11 protein-coding genes and 2 pseudogenes are annotated in these 11,926 nt (G+C 67.9%); 6 read left to right on the top strand and 7 right to left on the bottom strand.

Annotation, left to right across the window (positions count from 1 at the left end):
• The first annotated feature begins 16 nt into the window (after positions 1-16).
• Positions 17-642 (top strand): annotated as a pseudogene (locus ACFWWR_RS09865) (RNA polymerase sigma factor).
• Positions 639-997 (top strand): annotated as a pseudogene (locus ACFWWR_RS09860) (hypothetical protein); the annotation flags it as partial. The pseudogenes ACFWWR_RS09865 and ACFWWR_RS09860, both read left to right, overlap by 4 nt.
• Before the next feature lie 98 nt (positions 998-1,095).
• Here ACFWWR_RS09860 and ACFWWR_RS09855 read toward each other — a convergent pair.
• Positions 1,096-1,884: an IclR family transcriptional regulator gene (locus ACFWWR_RS09855; RefSeq protein ID WP_383871373.1), complete on the bottom strand. Its 789-nt coding sequence runs from the start codon at positions 1,882-1,884 to the stop codon at positions 1,096-1,098.
• 119 nt (positions 1,885-2,003) lie between these two features.
• On the opposite strand from ACFWWR_RS09855, the gene ACFWWR_RS09850 reads away from it, so the two are divergent.
• The 4 genes from ACFWWR_RS09850 (at position 2,004) to ACFWWR_RS09835 (ending at position 7,413) form a co-directional block, all read left to right on the top strand.
• The gene (locus ACFWWR_RS09850) at positions 2,004-2,963 is read left to right on the top strand and encodes a 5-dehydro-4-deoxyglucarate dehydratase (RefSeq protein ID WP_383871376.1); all 960 of its coding nucleotides are present in this window, start codon (positions 2,004-2,006) and stop codon (positions 2,961-2,963) included.
• Between the two features lie 161 nt (positions 2,964-3,124).
• Positions 3,125-4,462, top strand: coding sequence for a gluconate:H+ symporter (locus tag ACFWWR_RS09845; RefSeq protein WP_383871378.1), 1,338 nt, complete (start codon positions 3,125-3,127; stop codon positions 4,460-4,462).
• Between the two features lie 71 nt (positions 4,463-4,533).
• Positions 4,534-5,862 carry an enolase C-terminal domain-like protein gene (locus ACFWWR_RS09840; RefSeq protein ID WP_383871562.1) on the top strand — a complete coding sequence of 443 codons (1,329 nt, stop codon included), beginning with the start codon at positions 4,534-4,536 and terminating at the stop codon, positions 5,860-5,862.
• A gap of 510 nt (positions 5,863-6,372) precedes the next feature.
• Entirely contained in the window at positions 6,373-7,413 is a 1,041-nt protein-coding gene (locus tag ACFWWR_RS09835) for a transposase (RefSeq protein ID WP_384302707.1), read from the top strand.
• A 48-nt stretch (positions 7,414-7,461) separates the two neighbouring features.
• Here ACFWWR_RS09835 and ACFWWR_RS09830 read toward each other — a convergent pair whose 3' ends face one another.
• The 6 genes from ACFWWR_RS09830 to sdhC form a co-directional block, all read right to left on the bottom strand.
• Positions 7,462-7,710, bottom strand: coding sequence for a transposase (locus tag ACFWWR_RS09830; RefSeq protein WP_383871383.1), 249 nt, complete (start codon positions 7,708-7,710; stop codon positions 7,462-7,464).
• A 141-nt stretch (positions 7,711-7,851) separates the two neighbouring features.
• A complete protein-coding gene (locus tag ACFWWR_RS09825; RefSeq protein ID WP_383871386.1) occupies positions 7,852-8,352 on the bottom strand; it encodes a hypothetical protein in 501 nt (166 codons plus the stop codon).
• Positions 8,353-8,476: 124 nt separating this feature from the next.
• Positions 8,477-9,256, bottom strand: a complete 780-nt coding sequence (locus ACFWWR_RS09820; protein WP_217235071.1) for a succinate dehydrogenase iron-sulfur subunit — start codon at positions 9,254-9,256, stop codon at positions 8,477-8,479.
• A complete protein-coding gene (gene sdhA / locus ACFWWR_RS09815) occupies positions 9,256-11,010 on the bottom strand; it encodes a succinate dehydrogenase flavoprotein subunit (RefSeq protein ID WP_384302705.1) in 1,755 nt (584 codons plus the stop codon). The genes ACFWWR_RS09820 and sdhA overlap by 1 nt, the downstream gene beginning before the upstream one ends.
• Positions 11,011-11,034: 24 nt before the next feature.
• The gene (locus tag ACFWWR_RS09810; RefSeq protein WP_383871392.1) at positions 11,035-11,517 is read right to left on the bottom strand and encodes a succinate dehydrogenase hydrophobic membrane anchor subunit; all 483 of its coding nucleotides are present in this window, start codon (positions 11,515-11,517) and stop codon (positions 11,035-11,037) included.
• Between the two features lie 5 nt (positions 11,518-11,522).
• Positions 11,523-11,903 carry a succinate dehydrogenase, cytochrome b556 subunit gene (sdhC, locus tag ACFWWR_RS09805; RefSeq protein ID WP_217235068.1) on the bottom strand — a complete coding sequence of 127 codons (381 nt, stop codon included), beginning with the start codon at positions 11,901-11,903 and terminating at the stop codon, positions 11,523-11,525.
• Positions 11,904-11,926 lie beyond the last annotated feature (23 nt).

Raw genomic sequence — 11,926 nt, 5'->3', positions numbered from 1 at the left:
CACAGGCAGTGCGTGCGTGACCACAGATATGCGAACCCGGATACGCGCCAGGGATCCGGACGCCTTCGCGGAGCTCTACGACGAGTGCGCTCGCTCGGTGTACAACCACGCCTTTCCGGCTGACCGCCGACTGGTCCGTGGCCGAGGACGTCATGTCGGCGACCTTCATGGAGGCCTGGCGGCGCCGGGCGTCGATCGAAACCGACGGCGGTTCGCTGCGGCCCTGGCTGCTCGGCATCGCCACGAACGTCTCCCGCTCCCACGGGCGCGGCAACCGGCGGTACCGGGCGGCCGCGAGCGCGGCGGCCGGGGCGGGTGTCGCGGAGGTCGCCGACCACGCGGAGGAGATCGCCGGGCGGCCGGACGACCGGCGCCGGATCGCCGCCACGCTGACCGCGCTGGGCTCGCTGAGACGCCCCGAGCGCAAGGTCCTCGTGCTGTGTCTGTGGGAGGGGCTGGAGTACGCCGAGGCCGCCGGCGCGCTCGGAATCCCCGTCGGGACCGTCGGCTCCCGGCTGACCCGGGCGCGGCAGGCTGCGGAAGCTCGCCGAGGCCGAACTGACCGAACTCACCCGAACAAACCGGCAGATAAAGGGTGATCGCGACTACGTGATCCGGTCCGTAGAGGAAGGAAACCGATGAACGCCAGCCCCTCCCAGCCGCACCCGGCCGAGTGGAAGGAGGCCCAGGGTCTTCTGCCCTTTGTGGAGCGGGATCTGCCGGCGGGCCGCCACCAGTTCCACAAGGAGCAGATGATGGTCCGGATCCGCGAAGACCTGCGTACGACCACTGGCACACCCCGCCGCAACCCGTTCCCGCGCCGGGCGGTCCTGCTGCCCGCGCTGGCCTGCGCCCTGGCCGGCGCGCGGTCGTGGGCGGTCTCGCCCTGACCGGCCGTGACGGGAACTCCCTGGCCACCGGGCCCGCCCTGACGACCCGGATCGGCACCGCCGACGCCCGGGGCGCCGACCGGCTGCTCGACTTCCTGCTCGTGGCCCGACCGGCCCCGTCGGCAGCGAAGGAACTGCGGGTGAGTGTCCGGTCGGTGGAACGCCGGCGGTTCAACGACGAAGAGCCGGGCGTATGCTCGCGGCCTCAGCGCCAGTCGGGTACGCCGGAGACGGGCGGCAGGCGGGTTTCGATCTTCGCTCGTATCTCCTGCATCTCGGAGATGATGCGGGCCTCGTGTTCCCTGGTCAACCGGGCCACCGGCACCGAGCAACTGATGGCGTCGGTGGCTGGTGTGTCGTACCGCAGGGCGAAGCCGAAGCCGGCAATACCGGGCACCGTCTCCTCGCGGTCGATGGAGTAGCCGCGCTCGCGCACCTGGGAGAGGTCGGCCAGCAGTGCGGCACGGTCGGTGTGCGTGTTCTTCGTGAGGGTGGTCAACAGCCCGTCCGTGAAGGGTAGTTCGTCGTCGGCGCGCTCGGCGAGCAACGCCTTGCCCAGCGCGCCCGCATGGGCCGGGACGCGACGGCCGACCCGGCTGATGGTGCGCAGGTACTCGTGGGACTCGCGGGTGGCGAGGTAGACGACGTCCGTGCCGTCGAGTCGTGCCATGTGGATCGTCTCGCCGAGCGCGTCCGACGCCTCGTCGAGGTACGGGCGGACCAGGCGGATGCGCCGGTCGCCGTCGAGGTAGCTCGTGCCGGTGAGCAGCGCGCGGATGCCGATGCCGTAGAGGGAGCCGGTGGCGTCGGTGCGGACCCAGCCGTATTCGACGAGGGTCTGGAGCAGCTGGTACATGCTGCTGCGCGGCACACCAAGCTCCTCCGCGAGCTGATCCAGGCGCGAGGGCTGCTCACCCCGCTCGGCGAGGAGTTCCAGCAGCACGACGGTCCGGGCCGCTGACTTCACCCCGCGAACGCCTCTCGTCTCTGACATGCGCTCATCGTAAATCCGCGTCTATTCGTGTCTGCGCACCCATTGACCCGTCGGGTTCATGGTTCTAGCCTCCATCTGCATACATAGACAGCATCTGCATACAGGGACAGGCGACAGGCATGACAGCAATCAGCACCGAGGCCGCAGGGGTCGTCCAGCGGCTCCGTGAGGGAATGGCGAGCGGGGTACTGTCCTTCCCCGTCACGAGCTTCCGGGACGACGGCGGCCTCGACCTGGACGCCTACCGGGCATACCTGGCCGACCGGTTGGACAGCGCACCCGGTGCGGTGTTCCCGGCCTGCGGGACGGGGGAGTTCTTCTCGCTGGACGAGGACGAGTACCGGGCTGTCGTGCGGACCACGGTCGAGATCACCGACGGGCGGTTGCCGGTGGTCGCGGGCATCGGCTACGGCTGGGCACAGGCGCTGCGCTTCGCCCGTATCGCGGAGGAAGTCGGTGCGGACGCCGCGCTGGTACTGCCCCACTACCTGGTCGGTGCCCCACAGGACGGTCTGGTGGAGCAGCTGCGCCACATCGCCGACGGCACCCGGCTGCCACTCATCGCGTACCAGCGCGGTCAGGTCGCCTTCACCGCCGACAGTCTGCGCCGGATCGCACAAATCCCCACCGTCATCGGTCTGAAGGACGGACACTGCGACCTCGACCGGCTCCAGCGCCTCACACTGGCCGCGCCCGACGGCTTCCTCTTCTTCAACGGCGCCTCTACCGCCGAGATCCAGGCCCGTGCCTACGCCACCGTCGGCGTGCCCGCCTACTCGTCGGCCGTCCACGCCTTCGCACCCGAGATCGCGAACGCCTTCTTCGCCGCTCTGCGGGACGGGGACGACGCGGGCGTGACCAAACTCCTGCGCGAGTTCTACGTCCCGCTGGTCGAACTGCGCGACCGGGTGCCCGGTTACGCCGTCTCCCTGGTCAAGGCCGCCGCCCGGCTGCGTGGCCTCCCGGTCGGCCCGGTGCGCGCCCCGCTCACCGACCCTAACCCGGTCGACCTTGCCGATCTGGAGAAGGTGCTGGACCACGGTCTGAGCCTGGTCGGCGCCGTACGACGACCCGCTTGACGAACCCGGTCACTCTCGTGCCCGGCCGCCCCCCGGCTCTGCCACGCGCCAGTGCCCTCTGCCTTCCGAGACCTGCGGCCGTTCTCGCCGTACGCCGATCGGGCCGCCCAGAGCCGACGGAGCGTCCGACTGCCCAGCCAACAGTTCAAAGGGGAACTGCCATGCCCATACTCGTAGTCGGGATCAGTGTTCTGATTCTGCTGCTCCTCATGACCAAGCTGAAAGTCAACGGCTTCGCGGCCCTCCTGCTCGTGGCGGTCGGCGTCGCACTGGTCCGGGGAATCCCGGTGGCGACCATCCCGGACGTCCTCTCCGAAGGCATCGGGGGCCAGATCGGCGACACCATGCTCACCATCGGACTAGGTGCCATGGTCGGCCGCATCATGGGGGACTCGGGCGCCGCTCAGCGTATAGCCGGCAAGCTCCTGGACGCTTTCGGCCCCCGTGGGGTTCAGGTGGCCATGGTGGTCACGTCCATGCTGATCGGCGTGACCATGTTCTACGAGGTCGCGTTCGTCATCGTGGTGCCCATAGCCTTCACCCTGGTCAGGGTCACCGGAACGAAGCTGCTGTGGGTCGGCCTGCCGATGTCCATCGCCCTGTCCACCATGCACAGCTTCCTGCCGCCGCACCCCGGCCCCACCGCGGTCGCCGCGACCTTCCACGCCTCCGTCGGGCTCACGTTGTTCTACGGCCTGTTCATAGCCGTTCCCGCCGGTGCGCTCATCGCCCTGACCTGGCCCCGTCTTCCATTCATCAAGGCGATGAACCCTTCCATCCCCAAGGGACTGGTCAGCGAGCGCGAGTTCACCGACGAGGAGATGCCCGGGCTGGGTTGGTCACTGTTCGTGGCGCTCTTCCCCGTGGTGCTGATCGTAGCCGCCGCCGTGACCGACATGGCCACCTCCACCGAGAGTCCGCTCCTGCACACCGTCGCCTTCATCGGCTCGGCCCCGATCGCGTTGCTGCTGACCCTTTGCCTGGCGGCGTGGGCGTTCGGACCGCGGATCGGCCGCAGCCTGGACGACGTCAGCGCCTCCTGCACCTCAGCGGCCAAGGCGATGGCAATGATCCTCCTGGTGATCGGCGCCGGCGGCGCCTTCAAGAACGTCCTCGTCGAAGGCGGGATCTCCGACTACATCAAGGACGCCACGGACGGCTGGTCCATCTCGCCGATCGTCCTTGCCTGGCTCGTCGCCGTCATCCTCCGCATCGCGCTCGGCTCGGCGACGGTCGCCGTCGTCACGGCCTCCGGCGTGGTGCTGCCGCTCCTGGCGGGCAGCGGGGTCCACCCGGAGATCATGGTGCTCGCCGTCGCCTGCGGTTCCATCGCGTGCTCCCACGTCAACGACCCTGGATTCTGGCTGTTCAAGGAGTACTTCAACCTCTCCGTCGTCGAGGCGATCAAGGTCCGCACCACCTACACGACGGTGCTCGCCGTTCTCGGCCTGGGCGGCGTCCTGGCGGCCGAGTGGGCCCTCGACATCCTCAACCTCTGAACCGGAACCCCCTGAACCGGAAACCTCTGATCACCCGCACCGTCTCACCCGCAGAAGGACACCCGATGAGTATCGGACAGCCGACCGTCACGGCGCTCTCCGTCTACCCGGTCGCAGGCCGGGACAGCATGGAGCTGAACCTCTCCGGCGCCCACGGCCCCTACTTCACCCGCAACATCGTCGTCCTCACCGACTCCGAGGGACGCACCGGGCTGGGCGAAGTACCCGGTGGGGAGAAGATCACGCAGACGCTGCGCGACGCCGAACCGCTGGTCGTCGGGGCGAAGGTGGGCGACTACAAGCGCGTCCTGCGCGAAATCGGCGACCGGTTCGCCGACCGCGACACCGGCGGACGGGGCGCCCAGACCTTCGACCTGCGCACCACCGTCCACACGGTCACCGCCATCGAGTCGGCGCTGCTCGACCTGCTCGGGCAGCACCTCGACGTGCCCGTCGCGGCGCTCCTGGGCGACGGGCAACAGCGGGATTCCGTACGGGTGCTGGGCTACCTCTTCTACGTGGGTAACCCAGACCGGACCGACCTGGAGTACGTCCGGGAACCCGACTCCCCCGTTGAGTGGTACCGGGTCCGGCACGAGGAGGCCCTGACGCCCGAGGCGATCGTCCGTCAGGCCGAGGCGGCCTATGGCCACTACGGATTCCGGGACTTCAAGCTCAAGGGGGGTGTCCTCAACGGCGCCGAGGAGGTCGCGGCCGTACGAGCCCTCAAGGACCGCTTCCCCGAGGCCCGCATCACCCTCGACCCGAACGGCGCGTGGTCACTGAGCGAGGCGATCGAACTGTGCCGGCCGCTGGTCGGCACGCTCGCCTACGCCGAGGACCCCTGCGGAGCCGAGGACGGCTACTCCGGACGGGAGATCCTCGCCGAGTTCCGCCGCGCCACCGGTCTTCCCACCGCAACCAACATGATCGCCACCGACTGGCGCCAGATGACCCACGCCCTGGCCCTCCAGTCGGTCTCCATCCCGCTGGCCGACCCACACTTCTGGACCATGCAGGGCTCTGTCCGGGTGGCGCAACTGTGCAACGCGATGGGACTGACCTGGGGCTGCCACTCCAACAACCACTTCGACATCTCCCTGGCCATGGTGACCCACTGCGGCGCCGCGGCCCCCGGCGAGTACAACGCCCTGGACACCCACTGGATATGGCAGGAAGGGCTGGAACGCCTCACCACCGCCCCACCGCTCATCACCGGTGGCGAGATCGCGGTCCCGGACGCGCCGGGGCTGGGCGTCCACCTCGACATGGACCGGCTCCTCGCAGCCCACGATCTCTACCAGGAAAAGACGTTGGGGGCCCGCGACGATGCAGTCACGATGCAATACCTCATTACTGACTGGAAGTTCGACAGTAGGCGCCCCTGCCTGGTTCGGTAGGCGACTGTTCGTGGACCCGCCTTCGTTCGGCCCTGGTGAGCGCACCCCCGTCCCACCAGCAGCAGTACGACGATGCACCAGGACCAGAAACGCTCGTCACTCCGATCGGCGCCGCAGTCCGGGGCAGTCCCCCACCGTCGACGCTCCCTGGACCGCACCGAAGGGCAAGCCAGAAGATGAAGCTTCCGCTTGATCGTGGACACCTGGAGACTGGGACGTGCGAGCCCCGAGGAAGCAGTGCCAGGTGGCGAGCAAGTACACGAATCGGTACTCAGCGGAGTACGAACGGGACGCGATCGAGCTCATGGGTAGTCGGGCCGGACGGTGACCGAGACGGCCCGGGAGCTCGGGATCAGCTCGGAGTCGTTGCGGGGCTGGGTTAACCCTGGATATTCAGTGGAATTGGGTGATCTGACGCCCCGATAGTTGCATCACCGGCCGTTATTCGGGCCTGCGGTCTCGGATTCCACGGCCCGCCGCGCTCTTGCCGCGCTCGACGAGGCCGCCCGTGTGGCGATCGCCAAGGTAAGGGCGAGGGTGCGCCGGCACATGTGGAGTCTGCTGCATCTGCGGCCGGGCGGCTTCCCGTGGCTGGTTGTGGCGGGCAAGCGGCTGACCCGCTGGATCGTCATCGATCTCGACGCCACCATCATCACGGCGGCGTCCGAGAAGACCGGAGCGGCGGTCACCTTCAAAGAGGCGTTCGGGTTCCATCCGCTGGCCGCATGGTGCGCCAACACAGGCGAGTCCCTGGCCATGCTCCTGCGCCCCGGCAATGCCGGCGCAAACACGGTGACCGACCACATCGCCGTGCTCACTGACGCGCTCGCGCAGATCCCCGGTTCCTCGACCGCGAATATCCTCATCCGGGTCGACAGCGCCGGAGCCACACACAGACTGCTCGAACACCTCGAAGCACTGAAAACCACGCGGCGCACGGTCCGCTACACCCTCGGCTGGAAGATCACCGAAGACGACGAGAAAGCCATCGCCCGCCTGCCCGAGACCGCCTGGGAGACCTCCCTGCACCAGGACGGCAGCCTGCAGGAAGGCTATTTCGTCGCGGAGTTGACCGGGCTGAACACTGGCGCCGGCTGGCCGGAGGGGATGCGGTTGATCGCGCGCCGCGTCAGACCGACCCGGCGGCATCTGAAGAAACTCACCCGCTTCGAGACCAAGACCGGCTGGCGCTACTGCATCACCGCGAACAACATCCGCCACATGTGGAGCATCGCCGGCTCACGCCACAGCCAGTTCCTGGACGTGCTGCACCGCTCCCACGCGTCCATGGAAGACCGGGTGCGCACCAACAGGGCTATGGGACTGGACAACCTGCCCTCACAGTCGTGGGAGGTCAACTGCGGATGGATGCTCGCCACCGACCTGGACGCATGGGTGCGGCTGCTGACCCTGCACGACATCGACGGCCTGTTCCACGCCGAGCCGGACACCATACGTTTTCGCCTCTACCATCCGGTCGCCCGCGACGTGGAAGAGGCGCGGTCCGGCGTAACGGTAGTGGAAGACGCTTCCTTTGGTGGTGAGGTGTAGCGGCAGCTGCCGTAGCCGTGGATGAGGAGATCGTCCTTAGATGTCGTCTCATTTGGAGAGTCTGCGGTAGCAGATGAGGCTGCAGGCGATGGCGGTGAAGGCCAGGAAGTGCTCGGCCTTGCGTTCGTAGCGGCGATGCAGACGGCGGCAGCCGCCCAGCCAGGACATCGTGCGCTCGATCGTCCAGCGATGCCGGCCCAGCCGGGTTGAGGACTCGATGCCCTTGCGGGCGATGCGGTAACGCGAGGGCGGTCGCGTGATCGGGCTTCCGGCCCGGTCGCCGTACCGGCCCGGCACACTGCTGTCGTGGCGAGTACGAATAGGTGAGCAGGAAGGCTCCCTACCGCTGCCAACGGTGATCCTCAGCAAGGCGATCGCGCTGGCCGACGACACAGGATCACCGATGCGATGATCCTGAGCCCGCGGCGAGGGGTCGGCTCACATGTTGCTCAGCGACCGGGCGTAGTTGATCTGCCCCATGACCGCGGGGAAGGTGTGGGGACCGAGGGCCGGGAGCATCGTCGAGTGGTGTCGGCCCGCGCTCGTCACGGTGACCTGGATGTAGCCGACGGTCTTCTTCTCCTTCATCAGGAGGAACAACAGGCCGAGGAGGCAGAACACGAAGAAGAGGATGGCCAGCACGATGGCGTGCGGCGGCATCCTCTCCTCCGTGTGCGACATGTCGGTGGCGTTCCACACCGCGCCGCGCAGCGGAAGCGGGCCGGCCGGCGTGACGATCTGGTCGCCCATCACCGTGATGTCCCCGATGGCCAGCACCGGCGCACCGCCCACGGGGACCGGAGCCGCGGGCTGCTGGGGGAAGCCGTACGCCGGCGCCGGGTTGGGGTATCCGTAGCCGGGCACCGCGGGAGGCTGGGCGGGCGGTTGCCCGGGGCCCCACTGGCTGGCTCCGCTCTGGTACGGATTCGGCTCGGTCATGCTGTGGTCCCCCGTTTTCAGCTGTATCTGATCGGCTCTGTGGCCGAGGGGCCGTTCCTCCCGCCACCGGGAGGAACGGCCCCTCGTACTTTCTCAGACGTCCCGCTGTGTCAGCGAAATCTCCTCAGAAGCGGCGCGTGATCAGCGCCCTCTTCACTTCCTGGATCGCCTTCGTGACCTCGATGCCGCGCGGGCAGGCGTCCGTGCAGTTGAAGGTCGTGCGGCAGCGCCAGACACCGTCACGGTCGTTCAGGATCTCCAGTCGCTGCTCCGCCGCATCGTCGCGCGAGTCGAAGATGAAGCGGTGGGCGTTGACGATGGCCGCCGGGCCGAAGTACTGGCCGTCGTTCCAGAAGACCGGGCACGAGGACGTGCAGGCCGCGCAGAGGATGCACTTCGTCGTGTCGTCGAAGCGCTCGCGGTCCTCGGCCGTCTGGAAACGCTCGCGTGTGGGCTCGTTCGTCTCCTTCGTGATGAGGAAGGGCATCACGTCGCGGTACGCCTGGAAGAACGGGTCCATGTCGACGACCAGGTCCTTCAGGACCGTCAGGCCCTTTATGGCCTCGACCGTGATCGGCTTCTCGGGGTTGAGGTCCTTGATCAGCGTCTTGCAGGCCAGACGGTTCTTGCCGTTGATCCGCATGGCGTCCGAGCCGCAGATGCCGTGCGCGCAGGAACGGCGGAAGGTCAGGGTGCCGTCCAGCTCCCACTTGATCTTGTGCAGGGCGTCGAGGACGCGTTCCTTCGGGTCGATCTCCACCTGGAAGTCTTCCCAGGTCGCCTCGGCCGAGACCTCGGAGTTGAAGCGGCGGATGCGGAAGGTGGCCGTGATGTACGGGGAGTCGGCGAAGCCGGGCTCGGGCGTGCCGGCCGCGTCCGCCTTGTCCAGGGTCGGGGTTGCCATCAGTACTTACGCTCCATCGGCTGGTAGCGGGTCTGGACGACCGGCTTGTAGTCGAGACGGATCGACTCGGTTCCTTCGTCGCCCACCTCGCGGTACGCCATGGTGTGGCGCATGAAGTTGACGTCGTCGCGGTTCGGGTAGTCCTCGCGGTAGTGACCGCCGCGGGACTCCTTGCGGGCCAGGGCGGACACCGCCATGACCTCGGCGAGGTCCAGGAGGTTGCCGAGTTCGACGGCCTCCAGCAGGTCGGTGTTGAACCGCTTGCCCTTGTCCTGGATCGAGACGTTCAGGTAGCGCTCGCGGAGTTCCGCGATCTTCTCCACCGCCGTCTTGATCGTCTGCTCGGTGCGGAACACCATGACGTTCGCGTCCATGGTCTCCTGCAGCTCGCGGCGCAGGACCGAGACCCGCTCGGTGCCCGTCGCGTCGCGCAGGCGCTCCACCTGCGAGATCACCAGCTCGGCCGGGTTCTCGGGCAGCTCGACGAAGTCGGCCTTCTGCGAGTACTCGGCGGCCGCGATGCCGGCCCGCTTGCCGAAGACGTTGATGTCCAGCAGCGAGTTGGTGCCGAGGCGGTTCGCGCCGTGGACGGACACACAGGCGACCTCGCCGGCCGCGTACAGGCCCGGGACGACCGTCGTGTTGTCCGCCAGGACCTCACCCTCGACGTTCGTCGGGATGCCGCCCATGGCGTAGTGCGCGGTGGGCTGGATCGGGATCGGGTCCGTGTACGGCTCGATGCCCAGGTAGGTGCGCGCGAACTCGGTGATGTCCGGGAGCTTGGCATCCAGCTGCTCCGGCGGGAGGTGGGTGAGGTCGAGGTAGACGTGGTCGCCCTCGGGGCCGCAGCCGCGGCCTTCCCGGATCTCCGTGTAGATCGAGCGGGACACGACGTCTCGCGACGCCAGGTCCTTCATCACCGGCGCGTACTTCTCCATGAAGCGCTCGCCGTCCTTGTTGCGGAGGATGCCGCCCTCACCGCGGGCGCCCTCCGTCAGCAGGATGCCCATGCGCCAGATGCCGGTCGGGTGGAACTGGAAGAACTCCATGTCCTCCAGGGGGAGGCCGCGACGGTAGACCGCCGCCTGGCCGTCACCCGTCAGCGTGTGCGCGTTCGACGTCACCTTGAAGAACTTGCCGCAGCCGCCGGACGCGTAGATCACGGCCTTCGCCTGGAAGACGTGGATCTCGCCGGTCGCCAGTTCGTAGGCGACGACACCGGCCGAGCGCTTGACGCCGTCGACCTCGGTGATCAGCTGGTCCAGGACGTAGAACTCGTTGAAGAACTCCACGCCCTCCTTGACGCAGTTCTGGTACAGCGTCTGGAGGATCATGTGACCGGTGCGGTCGGCCGCGTAGCAGGAGCGGCGGACCGGGGCCTCGCCGTGGTTACGCGAGTGACCGCCGAAGCGGCGCTGGTCGATGGTGCCGTTCGGGGTGCGGTTGAACGGCAGGCCCATCTTCTCCAGGTCGAGGACGGAGTCGATGGCCTCCTTCGCCAGGATCTCGGCGGCGTCCTGGTCGACCAGGTAGTCGCCGCCCTTGACCGTGTCGAAGGTGTGCCACTCCCAGTTGTCCTCTTCCACGTTGGCCAGCGCGGCGGCCATGCCGCCCTGCGCGGCGCCCGTGTGGGAGCGGGTGGGGTAGAGCTTGGTCAGCACGGCGGTGCGGCTGCGCTTCGTCGACTCGATGGCGGCGCGCATACCGGCGCCGCCGGCGCCGACGATGACGGTGTCGTACTTGTGGATCTTCATGGGTGGATTACCTCAGCCCCGTGCCTAGCGGATGTTCGGGTCGAAGGTGAAGATCACCAGCGTGCCCAGCAGGATGGTGAACACCGTGGCGGTGTAGAGCAGGCCCTTCAGCCACAGGCGGGTGCCCGCGCGCTCCGCGTAGTCGTTGATGACCGTGCGCAGACCGTTGGCGCCGTGCAGCATCGCGAGCCACAGCATCAGCAGGTCCCAGACCTGCCAGAACGGGGACGCCCAGCGGCCCGCCACGAAGGCGAAGCCGATCTTGGAGACGCCGCCGTCCAGCACCAGCTGGATCAGCAGGTGGCCGATGACCAGGACGACCAGGACGATGCCCGACAGGCGCATGAACAGCCAGGCGACCATCTCGAAGTTGCCCCGTGTGGACTTCGGGGTCTTCTTGGTGCGCTGACGCGGGGCCTCGATGAGGGGGGCCGGGTTGTCGACGCTGTAGAGGGACTCGCCCTCGACGGGGCCGATACCGGACGCGGTCTTCTCGGTGGTGGACATGCGCGTCAGCTCCCGAACAGTTCGCGGTAGGCGTGGCCGAGGACGGGGTAGATCGCCCCGATCATCAGCACCAGCCACAGGCCGACGACACTCCAGAGCATCTGCTTCTGGTAGCGCGGGCCCTTCGACCAGAAGTCGACGGCGATGACGCGCAGGCCGTTGAGCGCGTGGAAGAGGATGGCGGCGACGAGGCCGTACTCCAGCAGCGCCACGACCGGCGTCTTGTAGGTGGCTACGACCTTGTCGTAGTCCTCGGGGGAGACACGCACGAGCGCGGTGTCCAGCACGTGAACGAACAGGAAGAAGAAGATGAGGACGCCGGTGACTCGGTGAGCCACCCATGACCACATACCTTCCCGGCCGCGGTACAGCGTTCCAGCCGGCACGGAAGAGCCCTCCGAAAGCGGGG

The sequence above is a fragment of the Streptomyces sp. NPDC058678 genome (assembly GCF_042714835.1).
Lineage (GTDB): Bacteria > Actinomycetota > Actinomycetes > Streptomycetales > Streptomycetaceae > Streptomyces.
This window is presented reverse-complemented; position numbering and strand designations above follow the sequence as displayed.

Excerpts from the sequence above, each read along its gene's own strand:
- ACFWWR_RS09825 (WP_383871386.1), bottom strand. The coding sequence starts at position 8,352 with ATGACCGAGCCGAATCCGTACCAGAGCGGAGCCAGCCAGTGGGGCCCC.
- ACFWWR_RS09820 (WP_217235071.1), bottom strand. The coding sequence starts at position 9,256 with ATGGCAACCCCGACCCTGGACAAGGCGGACGCGGCCGGCACGCCCGAG.
- sdhA (WP_384302705.1), bottom strand. The coding sequence starts at position 11,010 with ATGAAGATCCACAAGTACGACACCGTCATCGTCGGCGCCGGCGGCGCC.
- ACFWWR_RS09850 (WP_383871376.1), top strand. The coding sequence starts at position 2,004 with ATGACAGCAATCAGCACCGAGGCCGCAGGGGTCGTCCAGCGGCTCCGT.
- ACFWWR_RS09845 (WP_383871378.1), top strand. The coding sequence starts at position 3,125 with ATGCCCATACTCGTAGTCGGGATCAGTGTTCTGATTCTGCTGCTCCTC.
- ACFWWR_RS09810 (WP_383871392.1), bottom strand. The coding sequence starts at position 11,517 with ATGTCCACCACCGAGAAGACCGCGTCCGGTATCGGCCCCGTCGAGGGC.
- ACFWWR_RS09855 (WP_383871373.1), bottom strand. The coding sequence starts at position 1,884 with ATGTCAGAGACGAGAGGCGTTCGCGGGGTGAAGTCAGCGGCCCGGACC.